Source organism: Streptomyces sp. URMC 123, assembly GCF_051386515.1.
Lineage (GTDB): Bacteria > Actinomycetota > Actinomycetes > Streptomycetales > Streptomycetaceae > Streptomyces.
On sequence record NZ_JBPQTV010000021.1, the window covers coordinates 1 to 18466 of the forward strand.

Sequence of the window (18466 nt, forward strand, 5' to 3'; positions counted from 1 at the left end):
GGACTGCTGGCGCTACCTGGTGGAGGTCGAGGGGGCCGGCAAGCCGGCGGACGCGGGGGCGGCCCCTGGGCGGTGACCGCGGCGACCGCCGTAACCACTGATCGCCGTGACCGCCGTGACCGTCAGCGATATCCCGTCGCGTCCGCCGGCTTGCCGGCCCCCTCGACCTCCACCAGGTAGCGCCAGCAGTCCGGGCGCGAGCCGTCGAGATCGGTGAAGCCGTACTCCCGCGCGAGTTGCCCGCTGGAGAGCGACTGGCCGTTCCAGCGCGCGACGTCGGCGTCGCCGGCCAGGGCCGCGACCGCGCGCCCGACGTACGACGGGCTCTCCGAAACGCAGAAGTGCGGCACCGTCTCCAGCGCGTCCCGCCAGGTGTCCTCCGTGACGCCGAACGCGTCGAGCATCATTTCCGAGCGCAACCAGCCCGGGGTGAGCGCCACCGCCGTGCCGCCGTGCGGCCTCAGCTCGTGCGCGAGCACGAACGCCATGCGCAGCACGCTGTTCTTGACCAGGTCGTAGAAGTACGAGTTGCGGTAGGTCCTGCCGTTGTACGCGGACGTCCCGTCGGTCATCTCGACCACGAGCCCGCCCGGCCGCCGGATCAGCAGCGGCAGCACGAAGTGGCTGGTGATCGCGTGTGTCTCCACCCCCAGGCGGAGCAGCCGCAGTCCGTTGTCGAGGTCGTGCTCCCAGACCGGCTTGTCGAACGCGAAGAGGCGCTCGCCGCCCCAGACGTCGTTGACCAGCACGTCGAGCCGGCCCTGCTCGGCGTCGACGCGTTCGGCCAGCGCGCGGACCTGCTCGGGCACGAGGTGGTCGGTCGGCACGGCGATGCCGGTTCCGCCCACGGCGGTGACGAGCTCCGCGGTCTCCTCGATCGTCTCGGGCCGGTCGTACTCCGAGCGCCGCTCCCGCGTCGTACGGCCGGTGACGTACACCGTCGCGCCCGCCGCGCCGAGCTGGACCGCGATGCCGCGCCCGGCGCCCCGTGTGGCTCCCGCGACCAGCGCGATCTTTCCGCGCAGGTCGGGTGCGAACGTGTCGGACGTGAGTCCCATGGGGTTCCTTGTCTCTCTGTACGGTCTCTCTGTACGGCTCGGTCCGCGTCCGCCCTCGACGCCGACCGGTGGAACCATGCTCGGCCGTAAACCCGACATCTCATGTCGTGTTTTTCACCCGCCCTGCGAGCGCCGCGGGAAGCCACCGCGCCTCAGGCGTACGAGGGCCGGGCGTCCGCACCGCGACCGGCCCCGGTCCGGCGGACGCCTCCGACTAGGATCACCGTCCGTGAGCACCATGAGCGGGGACTTCCCGCACCAGGACACGGATCGCGGCCCCTCCGTACGGGACGCCGCCGTGGAGTTCGACTACCAGCCGACGGCCGCGGACTTCGAGGAGGCGCTCCGTGCGCGAGCCCGCCGGACACCGGCGGGCCGGGCCCAGGCGCTGCTGGCACCGCTGGCGGCAGTGGTCGCCGTGGTCGTCTTCACCGCGCTCCGCGCCGCCTCGCTCCCCGTGGGGATCGTCTCGCTGGTGATCTCGGTGGGAGTCGCGTCCTGGGGCACGCTGCGGGGGCTGCGCACCATGGCCCGCCGAATGCACAGCATCGTGGAGCCGTACGGGCCGGGCCGCATGGTCGCCGACGACCGTCGCGCGGTCTTCACCGGCGAGCGGGTGTCGTTCACCAACGACTGGACCGTGTTCCGGGAGTACCTGGAGACGCCTCATCTCTTCGTGCTGCTGAGCGGCGAGCGCGCGGCCGGACTCGCGGTGCTGCCGAAGCGGGGAGCCCGGGTCCCGGCGGACGTGGACCGCCTCAGGGCGATTCTGGACCGGAACCTGAAGCGGCGCTGAGCGACCACGCGGGCGCCGCGGTGAGCCAGGCCGGCCTGGCTCACCCCTCGTCCGCTACGCCAGAGGCCGCACCGTCGCCGGTCGAAGGCGTCATACGGGTGACAGTCGCGCCGCTGGTCCCCGTCCGCCGCCGTCCGGCGTGTCAGGATCGGCACCCGTTCACCCGGTTCGCCGCGCCCGATCCCCGCCCCCTCTCCCCCGCGAGCGCGCCTCGCGTGGTCGACGCGGCCCCGTCGCCCCAGGAGCAGCCATGAACGCGGTCACCCAGATCCAGGCGTACGAGGAGCTGTCCCAGGACCCCGCCGAGCGCAGCCGGCACTACACCACGCTGGTCCGCGAGTACTACGCCTTCGCCACCGATATCTACCGCTCCGCGTGGGGCGAGTCCCACCACTTCCCTCCCTTCCGGGGAGACGAGACCCGGGCCGAGGCCATGGCCGCCCTGGAGCGCGACATCGCCGACCGCGGCGGCTTCCGCCCCGGCATGACCGTCCTCGAAGTCGGCAGCGGCGTCGGCGGCCCCGCCGTCACCATCGCCGCCCACAGCGGCTCCCACGTCACCGGCCTGGACCTGGTCGAACACCGCGTCCAACACGCCACAGCCCACGCCGCCGCCCACGGCATGTCCCACCTCACCGACTTCCGCGTCGGCGACGCCACCCACATGCCCTTCGACGACAACTCCTTCGACGCCGTCTACACCATCGAGAGCATCTGCCACACGGCGGACAAGACACGGGTCCACGCGGAAGTGGCCCGCGTACTCCGCCCCGGCGGCCGCTATGTGGGCCTGGACTGGTTCCAGGCCGCGGACCTGACGGCGGAGCAGCAGGAACGGTACGTGGAACCGGTGTGCCGGGGTTTCGCACTGCCCGGGCTCCCCACGCCGACGGCCCTGCGGCAGGACCTGACGGCGGCGGGTCTGGTGGTGGAGGACCTGCACGACCTCCGCGACGAGGGCGACCTGGAGCCGAACTGGCGGGAGATCGAGGAGTTCATGGCGGCAGTCGCCCCGGAGGACAAAACGCCTCTGCTCGCGCACATGGAGCGGTCCGGCACCGCCCTCTGCACGGCGGCGCGCAACGGCACCTTCGTGATCGGGTGCTGGCTGGCCCGTAAGCCCTGACGGCCATGGCGTTCGCGCGTGAGAGCGCCACGGCCCTCCTGGTCGTCGTGGGGTTCGTGGCCGTGCTGTTCGCCGGGTCGCGGTGGCTTCCGGGCCGGCGGGTCCGGGGGCCGGTGCTCTCCGACGGGCGGCGCGAGGAGTACCGGCTCAACGGGGCGACCCTGTTCGCCCTCTGTGCGGCCGCCGCCGTGCTCTGTCTGGCGCTCGCCCCGGGAATCGTGGCCTACCCCGCCCGGCATGCGCCCGCGCTCCTGGTGGCCGCCAACGCGGTGAGCGCCGTCGCCGCCGCGGCGCTATACGTGGAGGGCAGGCGCGGCACAGTCGGACACGGGCACGACACCGCCGGGCGCGGGCACGACACCGCCGGGCGGCGGCCCCGGCACCCGGCCGCCGACTTCTTCTACGGCGTGCGGCTCAATCCCCGGCTGTTCGGGGTCGATCTGAAGATGTTCGCCTACCGCCCTTCCCTCATCGGCCTCTTTCTCGTCAATGTGTCCTGGGCGGCGGTCCAGCTGATCGAACACGGCGCGATCAGCGAACGCATGGCGGCCTATCAGGTGCTGTTCTTCCTCTACATCGCCAATTACTTCCAGTTCGAGCACGGCATGATGTACACGTGGGACGTCATGGCGGAGCGGTTCGGGCTGATGCTGGTCTGGGGCGATCTGGTTCTGGTGCCGTTCTTCTACGGCCTTCCCGGCCCCGCGCTCGTCGACATGGCGCGGCCGCTCACGGCGGGCGAGGCCGCGCTCTCCCTGACGCTCTTCTGTCTCGGCTTCTGGATGTTCCGCGGGGCGAACGAGCAGAAGCACCGGTTCAAGGCCGGCGGCGAGGTACGGATCTGGGGCCGGCCGGCGAGATCCCTGGACGGACGGCTGCTGATCTCCGGATTCTGGGGCATCGGCCGCAAGCTCAACTACACCGGTGAGCTCCTCGTCTATCTGAGCTGGACGCTGCTCTGCGGCACGGAGTCGCTCCTGCCGTACGCGGTCGTGCTCTGGCTGCTGCTGCTCTTCGCGCACCGGGCGCACCGCGACGACAAGCGCTGCCGCGCCAAGTACGGGGAGCTCTGGGAGCGCTACTGCCGAACGGCGCGGTTCCGCATGCTGCCCTTCATCTACTGAATCCGTTCCATCCACCGCATTCGTTCGGGAGGCCCGATGCGCCGGACGGCCGAGGACAGGATCACGCTGGGCTTCCTGGCCTTCTCACTCCTCCTCGCGTTCAGCCTGGAGTCCTATTTCCTTCTGCACTTCGATGACATCCACCGGCAGGACCACCCCTTCGCCGATCTGTTCCGGATCTACGCGGCCGGTGACCTCTCCTATTACGGTCAGGGCGACATCCACTTCCCCCTGGCCCTGGAATCGCTGAACGTGTGCGTCACCCAGGTGCTCAACGCCGCGGTGGCCGTGGGCCTTCTGCGCGGCCGGGCGTACCGCTACCCGCTGCAGCTCGCCGTCTCCTCCTACGTCTCGTACTCGGTCGTCCTGTACTTCTGGACGGCCGCCCTGGGCGGGCACCCGAACATGCCGGAGAAGAACGCGTGGGGCTACTTCATCTTCTACGCCCCCAACCTGCCCTGGCTCGCGGGAAACCTGCTGCTGGCCTGGTTCGCCTTCCGTGCCGTCCTCCGCGCGTTCCGCGCGCGGGGCGGCGTCACGGCCCCAGGAACGCCGTCAGGGGCCGCCGGCCCACCTGCCGGGGAGGAGTGCCGGCCCGCGGGCCGCCGAGCCACTCCAGCCAGTCCACCAGTCCACTGAGCCGCCGCGTCAGTTCCCCCCACCGCCCCGTCACGGCCGCGTCGTGCGTGGAGGACGACACCGCCTGGCCGAGGACGTGCAGGAAGGCCGCCGCGAACGTACGGCCCCGGGTGTCGGTCATCGCCAGCAGCCGTACGGAGCGGTCCCGCTTCCGCTCGTCGCCGCGCCACATGGCGAACATGGCCTGGCGCAGCGCGCGGGAGGCCGGGGTGTCCTCCGTGAGGACCCGGTGGACGCTCGCGCCGAGCCGGTCCGAGGTCCAGCACCGCTGGGTGCGCTCGCGCGCGTACGCCGCCACGTCGGCCGAGCGCGCCAGGCACTCGGCGTCCAGGAAGGCGGAGGTGAGCCCGGACGCCACCAGGGGGTGGGTGTGCCCGGCGGCGTCGCCCACCAGCGCGCACCGGCCGCGACCGTGGAAGGAGCGGCGCCGGAAGTGGTTGGCCGCCCAGTGGACGCGGCCGGCCCGCAGTTCGGCGGCGAGGGCGGGTCGCAGAGCGGGGGGCAGGGCGTCGGCGTAGCCGTGCCACAGGTAGGAGCGCACTTCGCGCGGGGTCGGGCGGGTCAGCGGCACGTCCAGGCACAGCCGTACGGTGTGCGCGTCCAGCCGGTAGGCGAGCACCGGTCCGGGGCCGCCGAGCATGATGTGCCCGTACCGCTCGGTGGGCAGCGCCGCGCCGTCCAGGGTGAGCCCGGCCATGTGGGACAGCGGCACCTTGGGCGCCAGGTCCCGGCCGCGCCCGGTGCGGGTGAGGAAGGCCCGCACCACGGACGTACGGCCGTCGGCACCGACGACCAGGGAGCCGCGCAGGGCCCGGTGGTCCGCGGTGCGCACCGTGCCGTGGGGGCCGACGTCCAGCACCCGGGCCCCGGTGGTGAGCCGGACGCCCGGGTGGGCCGCGACGGCCCGCCGCAGCACCTCCGTCAGCCGGCTGTGCGGCAGGCTGACCGCCTCGCCCTCCGGGTACGGCAGCGCGATCGGGGTGCTGCCGTCCCCGGGGTGCAGGACGAAGCCCCGGTTGGGGGTTCCCGCCGCGTCCCCGACGAGGTCGACCCCGGCCCGGCGGAGCGCCGCCACGCCGGCGGGCTGGACCCACTCCCCCGCGAGCCGGCGCGGCGCGCGGTGTTCGGCTTCCAGCACGGTGACCCGCGCTCCCCGGCGGGCGAAGGCCAGCGCGCAGGCGCAGCCGGCCGGACCGGCCCCGATCACCACCACATCGGTCGAATCCACCGGTTTCTCTCTCCGCTTCGAGTTCCCGTCCGGGCTCCGCTTCGAGCTTCGCTTCGGGCTTCGCTTCGAGGGGAGCCCCCGCCGGGACGACGACACGCTCAATAGCGGTCGAACAGTAGCAAATCACCCCATCATGACTACGCTGAGTGCGCCACGAGGCGGCATGGGAGCCATCGGCTCCACGACTCTCCAGAGGTGTTCTGCGTGATCCTGGTGACCGGAGCCGGTGGGCACCTCGGTGCCAACCTCGTCCGCAGGCTGCTGAGGGACGGGGAGGCGGTGCGGGTGCTGATCCGCGGCGACCGGACCGTCCGTCCGCGGGCCCTGGAAGGGCTGGCCGTCGAGCGGGCGTTCGGGGACCTGGGCGACGCGGCGGCGGTCCGCCGCGCGGTCGAGGGCTGCGAGCGGATCTACCACTGCGCGGCGCGGGTGTCCACGACGAGCGGCCGGAAGCACGAGATCTACCGGTCCAACGTCCTGGGGACCCGTCATGTGCTCGACGCGGCCCGGCGCGCCGGTGCGGCACGCGTGGTGGTCACGGGGTCGTTCAGCGCCACCGGGGAGGTCCCCGGCCGGCCCAGCACCGAGGACGACCCCTTCCGGCCCTTCGCCCGCCACACCCCGTACACCGTGAGCAAGGTCCTGGTGGAGCACGAGTGCCTGCGGGCCGCGGCGGCGGGGCTCGACGTGGTGATCGCGACCTCCACCGCCATCATCGGGCCGCACGACTACGGGCCGTCCCGGATGGGACGGTTGCTGCTCGACTTCGCCCACGGCCGGCTGCGGGCCTATCTGCCGGGCGGGTTCGAGTTCGTCTCCGCGGCGGATCTGGTGGAGGGCCACCTCCTGGCGATGCGGCACGGCCGCCCGGGGCGCAAGTACCTGCTGTCCACCCAGTTCAGGACCGTCGACGAGCTGATGGACCTCTACAGCGCGGTCTGCGGGGTGCCCAAGCCGGCCCTGCGCGTCCCTCCCGCGCTGATGGCGGCCGCCGCGCACGTGGCGGAGCCGGTGCTGTCCGCGCTGGCGCCGCGCCGCCGGGCGCGCTTCAGCCCCGCCGCGATCCGGTTCCTCCGCTCCCAGCGCCGGGCGGACTGCTCGCGGGCCGTGACGGAACTGGGGTACCGGCCGACCGATATCGCCGCGGCCGTGGAGCAGGCGTACGCCTGCTTCGTACGTCGTCGGCTGATCGACCGGCCGCGGTCGGCCGCCGCCGCGCCGCTGCCGAAGAGGCGCACGGCACCGGGCGTTCCGGTGGGCGCGCCATGACTCTCGACGCCGCGGCCCGCGAGGAGACGCCGACGCCCCGGCAGGCGCCCCGGCTGCCCGGCGGCCGCGTCCCCTGGGTGGGGCACGCCGCCGCCTTCGGCCGCGACCCGGTCGCGTTCCTGCGGCGGGGCCGCGGCCGGATGGGCGGGGACTTCGCCTTCACCCTGATGGGGCAGCGGGTGGTCTTCCTGTGCGGGCGGGCGGCGCACGAGGCGGTGTTCCGCGCCGACGAGACGGTGCTCAGCCCCAGGGAGGCGTACCGCTTCATGACCCCGGTCTTCGGCCCGGGGGTCGGTTACGACGCCGAACCGGAGGAGATGAGCCGGCAGATCGGCCATCTGCTCCCCGCCCTCACCTCGCGCAGCCTCGCCGGGCACGTCCGCCTCATGGAGGAGGAGGCCGAAGGGTACGTCGCCGGCTGGGCCGAGCGCGGCGAGGCCGATCTGGTCGAGGTGATGAACGACCTCACCGTCGCCATCACCACCCGCTGCCTGTTCGGCGCGGAGTTCAGCGGCCGGCTGGGGCCGGACCTGCCGCGGCTGTACCGGGACCTGGAGTCCGGCATCCGCCTGGCGGGGCTGGTCAGCACCCGGCTGCCGCTGCCGTCCTTCCGGCGGCGGGACCGGGCGCGGGCCACGATCGGCGGGGCCCTGGCCCGGGCCATCGAGGAACGACGGCGCATCGGGCGCGCGGACGCCGGACGTACCGGGCGCACCGCCCCCGGCCTTGGCCGGTGCGCGGACGCCGAACCGCGGGACGTGCTCGCCGCGCTCATGGCGGCCCGCACCCCGGGCGGCGCCCCGTTGCCCGACGAGACCATCATCGGCCTGCTCATCGGCATGATCTTCGCTGGACAGCACACCAGCGCGGTCCTCGCCGCCTGGACCGGGGTGCTGCTCCTGGACGACCAGGCGCGGGTGACCGAACTGCTCCGGGAGCAGGACGAGGCGCTCGGGGAGGAGGGGCCCCTCGATGTCCCGGCGCTGCGTCGCATGGAGCGCCTGGAGTGGTGCGTCCGCGAGGCGGAGCGTCTGCATCCGCCGCTGGTGATCCTGATGCGCAAGGCGCTGCGGGACTTCGCGTACGGCGGCCGGCTCGTCCCCGCCGGGGCGCTCGTCATGGTCTCGCCGGCGGTCTCGCACCGGCTGCCGGAGGTCTTCCGGGACCCGGAGACGTACGACCCGTGCCGGTACGGTCCCGGCCGCGAGGAGCACGCGCACCCGTACGCCCTGATCGGTTTCGGCGGTGGCAGGCACCGCTGTGTCGGCACGGCGTTCGCCTACCAGCAGGTGAAGGTCGTCTGGAGCGTGCTGCTGAGGCGGTTCGACCTCGAACTCGCCGAGGGGCCCCATCTCCCGGACTACTCCACCCTCGTGCCCGGACCGCGCTCCCCCTGCCGGGTCCGTTACCGGCGGCGCGGCCTCCGCCGCGCGGCCGCCGGCCTCTCGGAGGCCCGCCGGTGACCGCCGCGGCCGAGCGTCCGCCCACTCCGAGCGCCTCCTCGCTCCCGCCCGCTCCGGCCGGCCCGCCCGACTTCGTCTCCGCGCGCGGCAAGCGACAGAAGGTGCGGGCGGCGGGCATGGACCCGGACTACTGGTATCCGGTCGAGTACGAGAAGGCCGTGGCCCCGGGTCAGGTGGTGGAGACCCGGTTCTGGGGCACCTCCATCGCGGTCTTCCGCGGCCACGACGGGGTGCTCCGCGCCCTGGAGAACCGCTGCGCCCACCGTCAGCTCAAGCTCTCCCTCGGCGAGGTCACCGGCTGCCACCTCACCTGCGGCTACCACGGCTGGACCTACGACGGCGACGGACGCGTCGTGCACTACGCCCACGACCTGTTCGGCCGGGCGCGGCCGGAGGTGCGGGTGGGCAGCTATCCGGTGACCACCCGGCACGGCCTGATCTGGATCTTCCCCGGCGATCCCGCGCGAGCGGCGCACCGGGCCATTCCGGAGATCCCCGAGCTCTCCGGGCCGAGGCCATGGGCGCGGATCGAGGCGGACTACACCTGGCGCGCCCACCACTCCATGATCATCGACAATGTCAGCGACTTCACCCACGCCTATCTCCACCGCAGGTACCGGCCGTTCTGGGACGCCACGCTGACGCACTGCGAAGCGGTCGGGGACACCGTCCGGCTCGCGTACCGCACGAGGATCGGCGGCGGGCGGGTCACGGGCCGGTTCGTGGACCGCGAGCGGGTCGACACCACCTCCATCGACCTGGCGTTCGACTACCCCTACCAGCGCTCCGACACGGGCGGGTCCATCAAGCACTGGTGCTTCGTGCTGCCCATGGACCGCACGACCACCCGGGTGTTCTTCCTCTTCTACTTCGACTCCCTCGCCGTCCCGGGCACCCGGCTGCGCGTGCCCCGCCTCCTCATGGGCCCGCTGATGAAGCTGGCGGGGGCGCTGGCCGTCCGTCCGCTGCTCCGCCAGGACGGCGAGGCCGTGGAGGCCGAACAGCAGGGCTACGAGGCGAACCACGCCGCACCGGTCGTCGAGCTCAACCCGGCCGTGCACCTCTTCCAGGACCTCACCATCCGCAAATGGCAGGACCACCTTGACCGAGAACACGCATCCGCGAGCCGACGCGGCACCCGGGGCCGTGCCGTCTCCGCTCCCGTCACCCCGGACGGCGCTCCGGCGCGCGACTGACCGGTTGCTCGAGCAACAGCGGCCCGACGGCTGCTGGGAGGGGGAAATGGTGTGGAACACCATGATCCTGTCCCAGTACGTCATCGTCGCCCACATCATCGGCCACCCGCCGGCGCCTCGGGAGCGGGACGCGATGGTCCATCACTACCGCACCACCGCCACGGCGGAGGGCGGGTGGCGCCTGCACCCCGAGTCCGGCACCTCCATGTACTGCACCGTGCTCGCGTACACGGCCCTGCGGCTGCTGGGGACGGGCCCGGACGAGGAACCGTGCCGGCGGGCCGGGGGCTGGCTGCGCGTCCAGCCCGGAGGTGTGCCCTCCGTTCCCACCTGGGGCAAGTTCTGGCTGGCCCTGGCCGGGCTGTACGACTACCGGGGGATCAACCCCGCCCCGCCGGAGGTCTTCCTCCTGCCCCGCTGGGCCCCGGTGCACCCCGACCGGCTCTACTGCCACACCCGCTCGGTCCACCAGGCGATGGCCTATCTGTACGGCTGCCGCTTCCACGCCGACCTGGGGAACGTCGGACACCAGCTGCGCCAGGAGCTGTTCGGGGCGAAGCGCTCCTCACCGGAGGCGCGGGGGCCGGCGGAGCTGCCGCGCGAGCGACGCGCGTACGGCCCGGACGTCCACGTCCCGCCCGGGGCACTGCTGCGCACCGTGCACGCCCTCGCGCGCCTGTACGAGCGCCGGCCGGCGCGGGCGGTCCGCGCACGGGCCCTGGGCCGCTGTCGCGTTCGTGTGGAGCACGAGCAGCGGGTGACCGCCGGGCTCGGCCTGTCGCCGGTGAACGCCCTGCTCAACGTGCTGGTGCTGCACCACGGCCGGCCGGGCTCCGACGCGGCCGCCGAAGCGCTCGACGCCCTGGCGTACTGGCGCTGGGAGGACCACGACGGCATCCGCTACGCCGGTGCGCGCTCCCACACCTGGGATACCGCGTTCGCCGTGGAAGCCCTGCTCGCCGGTGGAGCCGGCACCGCCGGCGGGGCGGGCGCCGCCGGCGGGGCGGGCGCCGCCGGCGGGGCGGGCGCCGCCTCCGACGCAGGCATCGCCTCCGGGGCGGGCACCGTCTCCGGGGCGGGGGCGACCGGCCGGGCCCTGGGCCGGGCCACCGCGTTTCTGCGCCGGGCGCAGGTCACGCGGGAGGTGCCCGACCCCGAGGTGACCGGGCGGGCCCCGGCCCTGGGCGGCTGGTGCTTCTCCGAAGGGGGGCACCGCTGGCCGGTCAGCGACTGCACGGCAGAGGCCCTCGCCGCGCTGCTGCGCGCCCGCCCCCGGCTCCCCGGTGACGAGTCGATCAGCCCGGCGCGGGTGCGGGAGGCCGTCGTCTTCCTGCTGGAGCGCCAGAACCGGGACGGCGGTTTCGGCACGTACGAGCGGCGGCGCGGCCCCCGGCTGCTGGAGGCGCTCAACCCGGCGGAGATGTTCACCGACTGCGTCGTGGAGGGCTCCTACGTCGAGTGCACCGGCTCGGCGCTGGTCGCCCTCGCCTCCCTGCCGCCCGACCCCCTGAGCGTACCGCCGGCGGAGATCGCGCGTGCCCGGGCCCGCGCGGTCCGCTTTCTGCTGCGCCGCCAGCACAAGGACGGCTCGTGGCCGGCCGCGTGGGGCGTCAACCGCGTCTACGGCACGTGGTTCGCCGTCCGCGGGCTGCGCGCCGCGGGCCTGCCCGCCGACCACCCCGCGCTGGGGCGCGCCGCCGCCTGGCTCCGCGCGGTGCAGCGCGCGGACGGCGGCTGGGGGGAGCACCACCGCGGCTGCGTCGAGAAGCGCTATGTCGCCCACGCGGCGGGCCAGCCGGTGTCCACCGCGTGGGCGCTGCTGGCCCTGATGGAGGTGGCCGGGCCGGACGACCCGGCGGTCGACGCCGGCGTGCGCTGGCTCCGCGCGCACCAGAACCCCGACGGCACCTGGACCCAGACGTCCGTGACCGGGGTGTTCTTCGGCACCGCGATGCTCGACTACCGCCTGTACGCCTCGTACTTCCCCCTCTGGGCCCTGGGGCGCCGGCTGGAGGCGGAGGGGAGCCGCCCGGCGGAGACCGCCGTCGCGAACGCCGACGACGCCATGGGCTGCGCGGCCCCCGGCGGACAGCGGCACGGCGGATAGCGGCTCCGGCGGAAGGACGTGATGGTGCGCAGACCCTCGCGGGTGGCCGTGGTGGGCGCCGGCATGGCCGGTCTCGGCGCGGCGTGGGCGCTGAGCCGTCATCCGGACCGCTTCGACATCCAGGTGTTCGAGGAGAAGGACCGGATCGGCGGGAACGCCTTCACCGTGGACATGCCGCAGCGCTCCGGCGGCACCGTCCCGGTCGACATCTCGGTGACCGCCTTCATCCCCTCCGTCTACCAGAACTTCCTCGCCCTGCTGCGGCACTGCGACATCACGCCGGTCGAGACGCGGTTCTCCTACGCCGTGCACTACCGGGGCGGGGTCCACGCCCATGACTTCGACGGCTCGCTGAAGCGGCGCTACCGCGAGGACCTGGAGACGTTCCGGCGCATGCTGCGGACGCTCCGGGCCTTCGGCGCCCTCGGCCGCCGCCCGCACCGCCTGGCGGCCGCCGCCAATCCGTTCAACTTCGTGAGCATGCGCCAGGCCCTGGACTGGTGGGGCGTCTCCACCGGCTTCCGGTACGCCATCCTCAAACCGATGTTCGTCAATTTCGTGCTCGCCACGGACGTCTTCTCCATGCCCGCCGCGATGTTCGCCCGCTACCTGGACTTCTTCGACGTGGAGAAGTCCACCCCCATGACCACCTGGCCCGGCGGCACCCGGGAGATCTACCGGCGGATGACCGCCGGCTTCGCCGACCGCGTCCACCTGGGGCGCCCGGTGACCCGGGTCATCCGGGACGGGGCCGGGGTGACCCTGCGCGACGCCCGCGGCACCGACGAGCGGTTCGACGCCGTGATCATGGCCTGCAACGCCAACCAGGCGTTGCCCCTGCTCCACCGCCCGTCGGCCCTGGAGCGCCGTCTGCTGGGCGGCGTGCGCTACAACAGCGAGCTGCACCACCACGCCGTCGTCCACCACGACGCGTCGGTCCTGCCCGAGGACGCCACGGACGTCCGGCGGACCCGCAGCAACTTCATCCGCCAGTACGGCGGCCGGCCGGACAACTACGAGATCACGTATCTCATGCACAACCAGCAGCCGTGGGCCCGGGACTCCGACCTCCCCCTGCTGGTGACCTACAACGCCGAGCGCCCGGTCCGCCCGGACACCGTGGTCGCCCGCGAGTGGTTCCAGCACGTCGTCCACGACCTGCGGCACGTGGTCCTCCTCCAGCCGTTGCTGACCAGACTCCAGGGCCGCGCCCGCACCTGGTACTGCGGCGCGCACACCTGCGTCAACAGCCAGGAGCACGCCCTGATCTCGGGACTGAGCGTGGCCCGGCAGCTCGGCGCCGACTATCCCTTCGCCGACGACCCGCGGGCCCGCGTGTGGTTCGACTTCTACGGCCGCATGGTCGTGGGCCGCGCCTTCCGCGGCGCCTGAGGCCGGCCGCCCCGGGGTGCGTGTACGGCGTTCGCGTCGTGTTTTCCGGCAGGGCCGGAATCCGGCGCGCGCCGGTTGGGTGGCGCGGGCGCCCGTCGACCATGGTGGACGACGACAGGGGGCGGCCCTTCGCCCCCACCGGCGCCGCGGTGATGCGCGGTCCGGGTCCGAGCCTCGCAGGAGTTCCTCAGATGATCTTCATTGTGGTCAAGTTCACCGTCCGTCCGGAGCGCAGCGACGACTGGCTCTCCCTGGTCGACGACTTCACCCGCGCCACCCGTGCGGAGCCGGGCAACCTCTTCTACGAGTGGTCGCGCAGCGTGGACGACCCGAACCAGTTCGTCCTGGTCGAGGGCTTCGCCGACCGCGAGGCCGGGGACGCGCACGTCAACTCGGACCACTTCCGGGCGGGCATGGAGACGATGGCGGACGCGATCGCCGAGACGCCGCGCATCATCAGCGTCGAGGCGCCGGGCGACGGCTGGTCGCTGATGGCCGAGCTGAGCCCCCGCACCGCCTGACGCCACCCGGCCGCCGGGCCGGCGGGCCGGCGGGCCGGCGGGGCCGGCTCGGCCGGTCCGAGGCGGCCGGTCCGAGGCGGCCGGTCCGAGGCGGCCGACCGCCCTCTCCCGCCGCGGGGCCTGTCGGGCCACCCCTGGCACCGGGGTGCCCCGACAGGCTCCGCGCGGCGGGCCGTCCGCACTCAGCCGATCGCCGCCTCCATCGCGGGGACCGGCTCCCGCGCCCCCGGAACCGTGGCGTCCGGGTCCGCGCCCACCGGTCGGACGACCAGGAAGCCCTGGTTCTCCGCGGCGCGGAAGGCAAAGGCGTCCTGGGCGAAGTGGGCCGCGAGGGACATGGTCAGGTGATAGCAGACCACCGAGGACGGCACCTGGAAAATGCGCGGGCTGTCCACCAGCAGGGGCAGTTCCGCCAGCAGGTAGTCCATTCCGGCCCGCAGATGCGCCGGGGTGACGGGACCGGCCGCGCCCGGCCGGTTCGCCACGATGCCGTGCACCATCTCCTCGCAGGCCGCGGCGAATTCCGGATCGGTCGCCAGGGCCGTTTCCGAGCGCCGTCGTATCTCCTGGTACTCGCGCAGCCGCTGGAGTTCGGAGAGGGCGTGGAGCCGGAAGCGGGAGCGTTCCGAGCCGAGTTCCTCCAGCGCCCGCCGGGTTCTGCGCCGGGTGTCCTTCACCCGGGACCGCGCGGATCTGGCGGCGTATTCGGGGGTGCGGCCGTCGGCGACGAGCATCGTGTCGATATGGGTGTCGACATAGACGACGTCCACGGCGGCGAAGCGGCCGGCGACCCAGTGGAAGAGCGCGGCCAGGCGTTCCTGGTTGAAATAGCTGTTCCCCGGGCTTATCCCGATGAGCGCGTGGTCCCCACGTTCCGCTGTCCGGCGGGACGCGTCGCTGAGCGGCTCCGCTCGAAATCCCCGGGCGGTGCCCGGGAGTGGAGTCGTTCGCATGGTGTGTTCTCCCGATCCGCCCTCGTGAGGGCGTGGTCTTACGCCCTTACGAGGACGTGGTCTCCCGAAGGGCGTCGGCCAGCATTCCGCACAGTTCGTCGAGCGTGTCGGAGATGTCGAGGCTCCCGCCCATGGGGGCGAACATGATGTCGTCGAGCCGGGCGCGCACGGCGGTCAGCCGCGGCTCGTGCACGCCGTGCTCCTCCAGCGTCTCCAGCGCCCGGCGGGCGGCGTCGGCGCAGCGTATGGCGCCGTAGTCGGGCGGCTCCTGGAGGAGGCCGCGGCCACTGCTCAGCAAATAGGCGGCGAGGAGGGCGATGTCCTCAACCAGCCGGGGCGACGGCGGGGCGCTGTCCCCACGACTCATGACTGACCACCTCATCCCTGTGACGGCGCTCGGACGGTGTGTGTTCCTTCCCCGGATGTCCGATGGGCACGATCAGCACCGGCTCGATGTGCTCGGGGAGATTCAGCAGCCGGCTGATGGGCCCGCGCCGGAAGCTGTTGACGGGGCAGGCGCCCAGGCCGAGGGCGTGGGCGGCGAGCAGAAGGTTCTCGACGGCCATCGCCACACAGAGTTTGCTGGTGTGGTAGAGCTCCGAGGAGAACTTCTCCGACTGGGCCCGGTCGACGCAGGCGACGACGGTGAGCGTGGGTGTGCCGATGATGCCCGGGGAGAATGCCCTGACGCGCCGTAAACTGGCCGGCTCCCGCACCACGACGAATGACCAGGCCTGTTTGTTGGAGGCACTCGGTGCGGCGAGCATCGCGTCGAGCATGCGGTCGACCAGGGCGTCGTCGACCGGTTTAGGCGAGTACTTTCTGACGACGCTGCGCGTGCGCATGACGTCGAATACGTCCGGTGGCGAATGGTCCGACATGGAAACCTTTCCGAGGGCGTCGAGAACCGCGTCGGGAACCGCGGAGAAAGTCGCTCGGGAAGCCACGCATCGAGCCCCGGACAAGCCTGGTGCGCCGGAACGGAACCTGCCGCACACGCCGTTCCACGGGCCCTTGAGGCATTCCCGGGCGACTTTCTTGCGTGTGTATGCCCACGGCGTCGGACCATGAACGACAAACACCACAGAACGTCAAGTCGCGGGCGCCGCCAGGGACAGCGTCGCGTCGCCGCTCTCGTGGAGGGGCCCGGCGATGGGGGGCAGCCCCAGCCGGCGGGCGGCCAGCACCGCGAGCACCCGGCGGTGCGCGACCACGACCACGTCACCGGGGTCCTCGCCGTCCTCCGCCCGCTCTCCCCCATCGGTCGCGCCGGTGACGCCGGTGACGCCGGTCGCGCCGGTGGCGCCGATCGCGGGCGCGACCCGGTCCAGCAGGCGGTCGCAGCGCTCGGCGACCTGGTCGAGGCTCTCCCCCGGCAGGCCGGGGCCGCCGGGGACCACACCGTCGGTCCACAGGTCCCACCCCGGGCGCTCGCGCCTGATCTCCTCCGTGGTGCGGCCCTCGTAACCGCCGAAGCTCCACTCCCGCAGGTCCGTCTCCAGGCGCGGGTTGGGCAGCCCGGCCAGGCCGGCGGTGTGCAGGGCCGGCTGCGCGGGGCTGGACAGCACCAGGGCTATGCGGCGCCCCGCGAGCAGGCGCCCCATCGCGCGGGCCTGGGCCTCGCCGCGCGGGGTCAGCGACAGGTCGGTGTGGCTGGCGTACCGGCCGGCACGGCTCCACGGCGTCTCGGCGTGGCGGATCAGCAGCAGCTCACCCATGGCGCACACCCCTTCCGCGGGCCGGCCGGGGCCGCGCCTGGGGTCCGCCCGGGACGGCGAGCACCGGGCAGCGGGCCCTGCGCAGGCAGTAGCGGCTCACCGAGCCTATGAGCAGCCGGCGCACCGGGCCGTGGCAGCGGGTGCCGACCACCAGGAGGTCGCCGTCGGGGCGCGTGCACCGCACCAGGAGGTGGCGGGGCTCGCCATGGCGGACGGCCGGGGTGAAGGGGACGTCGTCGGGCAGCCCGCCGAGGGCGTGCTCGCAGGAGCGCAGCAGCTTCTCCCTGGCCTTCTCCCGGAGTTCCGTCTCGGTGCGCGGGTCCAGCGGCCAGACCCGGTCCACGTAGTCGCCCTCCGGCGAGCTGTAGACGTACACGGGGTGCAGTTCCGCGCGGTGGCGTCGGGCCTCGCCGGCGGCGTGCCGCAGGGCCTCGATGCTGCCGGGGGAGCCGTCCACGCCCACCACGACGCGCCGGATGGTGTCGCTCATCGGTCGTGTCCCTTCCTCGTCCATCGGTCACTGGTCACTCGGTCCCGGTCGTCCCGTCGTTCTCGCGTCGACCGCCTCGACCCGCCATCCACGCTAGGGGCCGGCGGCACACCGCCACCTCCCCCGGCCGGGGGGTCGAGCGGGGGACATTCCGCTCCCCCGGACGGGGGGTCCGCGTACCTCACACCACGGGCCCGAGGCGCCGGATGCCGCACAGGACGACCAGTACCGCGCAGCCCGCCAGGGCGACCGGCACCGCGAAGGCCAGGTGCGCGCCGGCCCCGGCGACCGCCCAGCCGCCCACCAGCGCCCCCAGGGACATGCCGCCGCTGATGCCGGACATCAGCCAGGTCAGCCCCTCGTTGAGCCGGGCCGCCGGAACCAGCCGCTCCACCAGGCTGTTCGCCGTGACGATCGCCGGCGAGACGAAGATCCCGGCGACCAGGAGGGAGCCGGCCACCTCGGGGAGGTTCTGCGCGAGGAGCAGCGGCACGGTGGCGAGCGCCAGCGCGGACACACAGCGCAGCAGGCGCGGCGGGAGCGCGCGGGCGGGCCGCAGGGCGCCCAGGACCAGCCCGGCGACACAGCTGCTGAGCGCCAGGCACGCCAGGGCGAGGGAGGCGGCCCCCCGCTGGCCCCGCTCGGTCGCGAAGGCGACCACGACCACGTCGAGGGAGCCGAAGACGCCGCCCAGGGCGAGGAAGGTGGGCACCAGCGTCCACAGCCCCGGGTGGCCGGCGCCGCGGGCCCGGGCCGGCGGGGCGGGCCTCGGGGCCGGCTCGGTGCGGCGCTGCGCGGTGACCCCCACCGTGCCGACCAGGGCGAACACCATCGCGCACAGCACACCCGCCTCCGGCAGTACGGCGGTGGCGAGCGTCAGGGCGAGGATCGGGCCCAGGACGAAGGTCAGCTCGTCGGCCACCGACTCCAGCGAGAAGGCGGTGTGCAGAGTTCTGTCGTCCCGGCACAGCGCGCTCCAGCGGGCGCGCATCAGGGAGCCGACATTGGGCAGCGCCCCCGCCACGGCGGCACAGGGCAGGTGGACCCAGGCAGGGGCCCCGGTGGCACCGCAGAGGGCGAGCCCGGCGAGCCCGAGCAGCGCCACGGCCAGGGCGGGGCGCGCCGCGGCGCGCTGTCCGCGGCGGTCGACGCACCGCGCGATCAGGGGCCCGAGGGCAGCGAGGGAGATCGAGAAGGCCGCGGCCACCGCGCCGGCCAGGGCGTAGTCGCCGGTCCGCTGGGAGAGCATGCCGACGATGCCGATGCCGATCATCGCGCGCGGGGCGCGGCCGATGAGGCCGGCCACGGCCAGCGGTTTCGTTCCGGGCAGGGTGAACAGATCACGGTAGAGGCTGAGCACGGCGATGCGACTCCCGGCGGGCGCTG

At 73.6% G+C, this 18466-nt stretch carries 18 protein-coding genes; 10 read left to right on the plus strand and 8 right to left on the minus strand.

The features are described 5' to 3' along the window. Positions 1 to 122: 122 nt before the first annotated feature. Positions 123 to 1058, minus strand: a complete 936-nt coding sequence (locus ACSNOD_RS05115) for an SDR family oxidoreductase (protein WP_436765519.1) — start codon at positions 1056 to 1058, stop codon at positions 123 to 125. A gap of 229 nt (positions 1059 to 1287) precedes the next feature. Between ACSNOD_RS05115 and ACSNOD_RS05120 the strand changes: the two genes are divergently transcribed. The 4 genes from ACSNOD_RS05120 to ACSNOD_RS05135 all read left to right on the plus strand — a co-directional run bounded on the left by ACSNOD_RS05120 (position 1288) and on the right by ACSNOD_RS05135 (position 4743). Next, positions 1288 to 1854 (plus strand): YcxB family protein, encoded by a 567-nt coding sequence (locus ACSNOD_RS05120; RefSeq protein WP_436765520.1) that lies wholly within the window; start codon positions 1288 to 1290, stop codon positions 1852 to 1854. Between the two features lie 250 nt (positions 1855 to 2104). Then, positions 2105 to 2980 carry an SAM-dependent methyltransferase gene (locus ACSNOD_RS05125; protein WP_436765521.1) on the plus strand — a complete coding sequence of 292 codons (876 nt, stop codon included), beginning with the start codon at positions 2105 to 2107 and terminating at the stop codon, positions 2978 to 2980. A 5-nt stretch (positions 2981 to 2985) separates the two neighbouring features. Then, complete coding sequence (locus ACSNOD_RS05130; RefSeq protein ID WP_436765522.1) at positions 2986 to 4104, plus strand: DUF1295 domain-containing protein; 1119 nt, start codon at positions 2986 to 2988, stop codon at positions 4102 to 4104. 36 nt (positions 4105 to 4140) lie between these two features. Beyond that, positions 4141 to 4743, plus strand: coding sequence for a hypothetical protein (locus tag ACSNOD_RS05135; protein ID WP_436765523.1), 603 nt, complete (start codon positions 4141 to 4143; stop codon positions 4741 to 4743). Here the strand turns inward: ACSNOD_RS05135 and ACSNOD_RS05140 are convergent. Beyond that, a complete protein-coding gene (locus ACSNOD_RS05140; protein WP_436765524.1) occupies positions 4640 to 5971 on the minus strand; it encodes an FAD-dependent oxidoreductase in 1332 nt (443 codons plus the stop codon). The two genes, ACSNOD_RS05135 and ACSNOD_RS05140, sit on opposite strands and share 104 nt — an antisense overlap. A gap of 204 nt (positions 5972 to 6175) precedes the next feature. Between ACSNOD_RS05140 and ACSNOD_RS05145 the strand changes: the two genes are divergently transcribed. The 6 genes from ACSNOD_RS05145 to ACSNOD_RS05170 all read left to right on the plus strand — a co-directional run bounded on the left by ACSNOD_RS05145 (position 6176) and on the right by ACSNOD_RS05170 (position 13919). After that, entirely contained in the window at positions 6176 to 7240 is a 1065-nt protein-coding gene (locus ACSNOD_RS05145) for an NAD-dependent epimerase/dehydratase family protein (RefSeq protein ID WP_436765525.1), read from the plus strand. Further along, positions 7237 to 8703, plus strand: coding sequence for a cytochrome P450 (locus tag ACSNOD_RS05150; protein WP_436765526.1), 1467 nt, complete (start codon positions 7237 to 7239; stop codon positions 8701 to 8703). Before ACSNOD_RS05145 ends, ACSNOD_RS05150 begins: the two co-directional genes overlap by 4 nt. Further along, positions 8700 to 9899 carry a Rieske 2Fe-2S domain-containing protein gene (locus ACSNOD_RS05155; protein WP_436765527.1) on the plus strand — a complete coding sequence of 400 codons (1200 nt, stop codon included), beginning with the start codon at positions 8700 to 8702 and terminating at the stop codon, positions 9897 to 9899. The genes ACSNOD_RS05150 and ACSNOD_RS05155 overlap by 4 nt, the downstream gene beginning before the upstream one ends. A 46-nt stretch (positions 9900 to 9945) precedes the next feature. Continuing rightward, complete coding sequence (locus ACSNOD_RS05160) at positions 9946 to 12006, plus strand: prenyltransferase/squalene oxidase repeat-containing protein (protein WP_436765528.1); 2061 nt, start codon at positions 9946 to 9948, stop codon at positions 12004 to 12006. Positions 12007 to 12027: 21 nt separating this feature from the next. Beyond that, entirely contained in the window at positions 12028 to 13398 is a 1371-nt protein-coding gene (locus tag ACSNOD_RS05165; RefSeq protein WP_436765529.1) for an FAD-dependent oxidoreductase, read from the plus strand. A 191-nt stretch (positions 13399 to 13589) separates the two neighbouring features. Then, a complete protein-coding gene (locus ACSNOD_RS05170) occupies positions 13590 to 13919 on the plus strand; it encodes a putative quinol monooxygenase (protein ID WP_436765530.1) in 330 nt (109 codons plus the stop codon). Between the two features lie 182 nt (positions 13920 to 14101). Here the strand turns inward: ACSNOD_RS05170 and ACSNOD_RS05175 are convergent, their stop codons facing one another. The 6 genes from ACSNOD_RS05175 to ACSNOD_RS05200 form a co-directional block, all read right to left on the minus strand. Further along, entirely contained in the window at positions 14102 to 14872 is a 771-nt protein-coding gene (locus tag ACSNOD_RS05175; RefSeq protein ID WP_436765531.1) for a tRNA-dependent cyclodipeptide synthase, read from the minus strand. Positions 14873 to 14918: 46 nt separating this feature from the next. Next, entirely contained in the window at positions 14919 to 15239 is a 321-nt protein-coding gene (locus tag ACSNOD_RS05180; RefSeq protein ID WP_436765532.1) for a DUF6092 family protein, read from the minus strand. Beyond that, positions 15196 to 15717 carry a nitroreductase family protein gene (locus tag ACSNOD_RS05185; protein ID WP_436765533.1) on the minus strand — a complete coding sequence of 174 codons (522 nt, stop codon included), beginning with the start codon at positions 15715 to 15717 and terminating at the stop codon, positions 15196 to 15198. The genes ACSNOD_RS05180 and ACSNOD_RS05185 overlap by 44 nt, the downstream gene beginning before the upstream one ends. Positions 15718 to 15963: 246 nt before the next feature. After that, positions 15964 to 16590: a histidine phosphatase family protein gene (locus ACSNOD_RS05190; protein WP_436765534.1), complete on the minus strand. Its 627-nt coding sequence runs from the start codon at positions 16588 to 16590 to the stop codon at positions 15964 to 15966. Continuing rightward, positions 16583 to 17080, minus strand: a complete 498-nt coding sequence (locus ACSNOD_RS05195) for a universal stress protein (protein ID WP_436765535.1) — start codon at positions 17078 to 17080, stop codon at positions 16583 to 16585. Before ACSNOD_RS05195 ends, ACSNOD_RS05190 begins: the two co-directional genes overlap by 8 nt. Before the next feature lie 181 nt (positions 17081 to 17261). After that, complete coding sequence (locus ACSNOD_RS05200; protein ID WP_436765536.1) at positions 17262 to 18440, minus strand: MFS transporter; 1179 nt, start codon at positions 18438 to 18440, stop codon at positions 17262 to 17264. Positions 18441 to 18466: the final 26 nt, after the last annotated feature.

Excerpts from the sequence above, each read along its gene's own strand:
- ACSNOD_RS05115 (WP_436765519.1), bottom strand. The coding sequence starts at position 1,058 with ATGGGACTCACGTCCGACACGTTCGCACCCGACCTGCGCGGAAAGATC.
- ACSNOD_RS05125 (WP_436765521.1), top strand. The coding sequence starts at position 2,105 with ATGAACGCGGTCACCCAGATCCAGGCGTACGAGGAGCTGTCCCAGGAC.
- ACSNOD_RS05130 (WP_436765522.1), top strand. The coding sequence starts at position 2,986 with ATGGCGTTCGCGCGTGAGAGCGCCACGGCCCTCCTGGTCGTCGTGGGG.
- ACSNOD_RS05135 (WP_436765523.1), top strand. The coding sequence starts at position 4,141 with ATGCGCCGGACGGCCGAGGACAGGATCACGCTGGGCTTCCTGGCCTTC.
- ACSNOD_RS05150 (WP_436765526.1), top strand. The coding sequence starts at position 7,237 with ATGACTCTCGACGCCGCGGCCCGCGAGGAGACGCCGACGCCCCGGCAG.
- ACSNOD_RS05160 (WP_436765528.1), top strand. The coding sequence starts at position 9,946 with ATGGTGTGGAACACCATGATCCTGTCCCAGTACGTCATCGTCGCCCAC.
- ACSNOD_RS05165 (WP_436765529.1), top strand. The coding sequence starts at position 12,028 with ATGGTGCGCAGACCCTCGCGGGTGGCCGTGGTGGGCGCCGGCATGGCC.
- ACSNOD_RS05170 (WP_436765530.1), top strand. The coding sequence starts at position 13,590 with ATGATCTTCATTGTGGTCAAGTTCACCGTCCGTCCGGAGCGCAGCGAC.
- ACSNOD_RS05175 (WP_436765531.1), bottom strand. The coding sequence starts at position 14,872 with ATGCGAACGACTCCACTCCCGGGCACCGCCCGGGGATTTCGAGCGGAG.
- ACSNOD_RS05180 (WP_436765532.1), bottom strand. The coding sequence starts at position 15,239 with ATGAGTCGTGGGGACAGCGCCCCGCCGTCGCCCCGGCTGGTTGAGGAC.
- ACSNOD_RS05185 (WP_436765533.1), bottom strand. The coding sequence starts at position 15,717 with ATGCGCACGCGCAGCGTCGTCAGAAAGTACTCGCCTAAACCGGTCGAC.
- ACSNOD_RS05190 (WP_436765534.1), bottom strand. The coding sequence starts at position 16,590 with ATGGGTGAGCTGCTGCTGATCCGCCACGCCGAGACGCCGTGGAGCCGT.
- ACSNOD_RS05195 (WP_436765535.1), bottom strand. The coding sequence starts at position 17,080 with ATGAGCGACACCATCCGGCGCGTCGTGGTGGGCGTGGACGGCTCCCCC.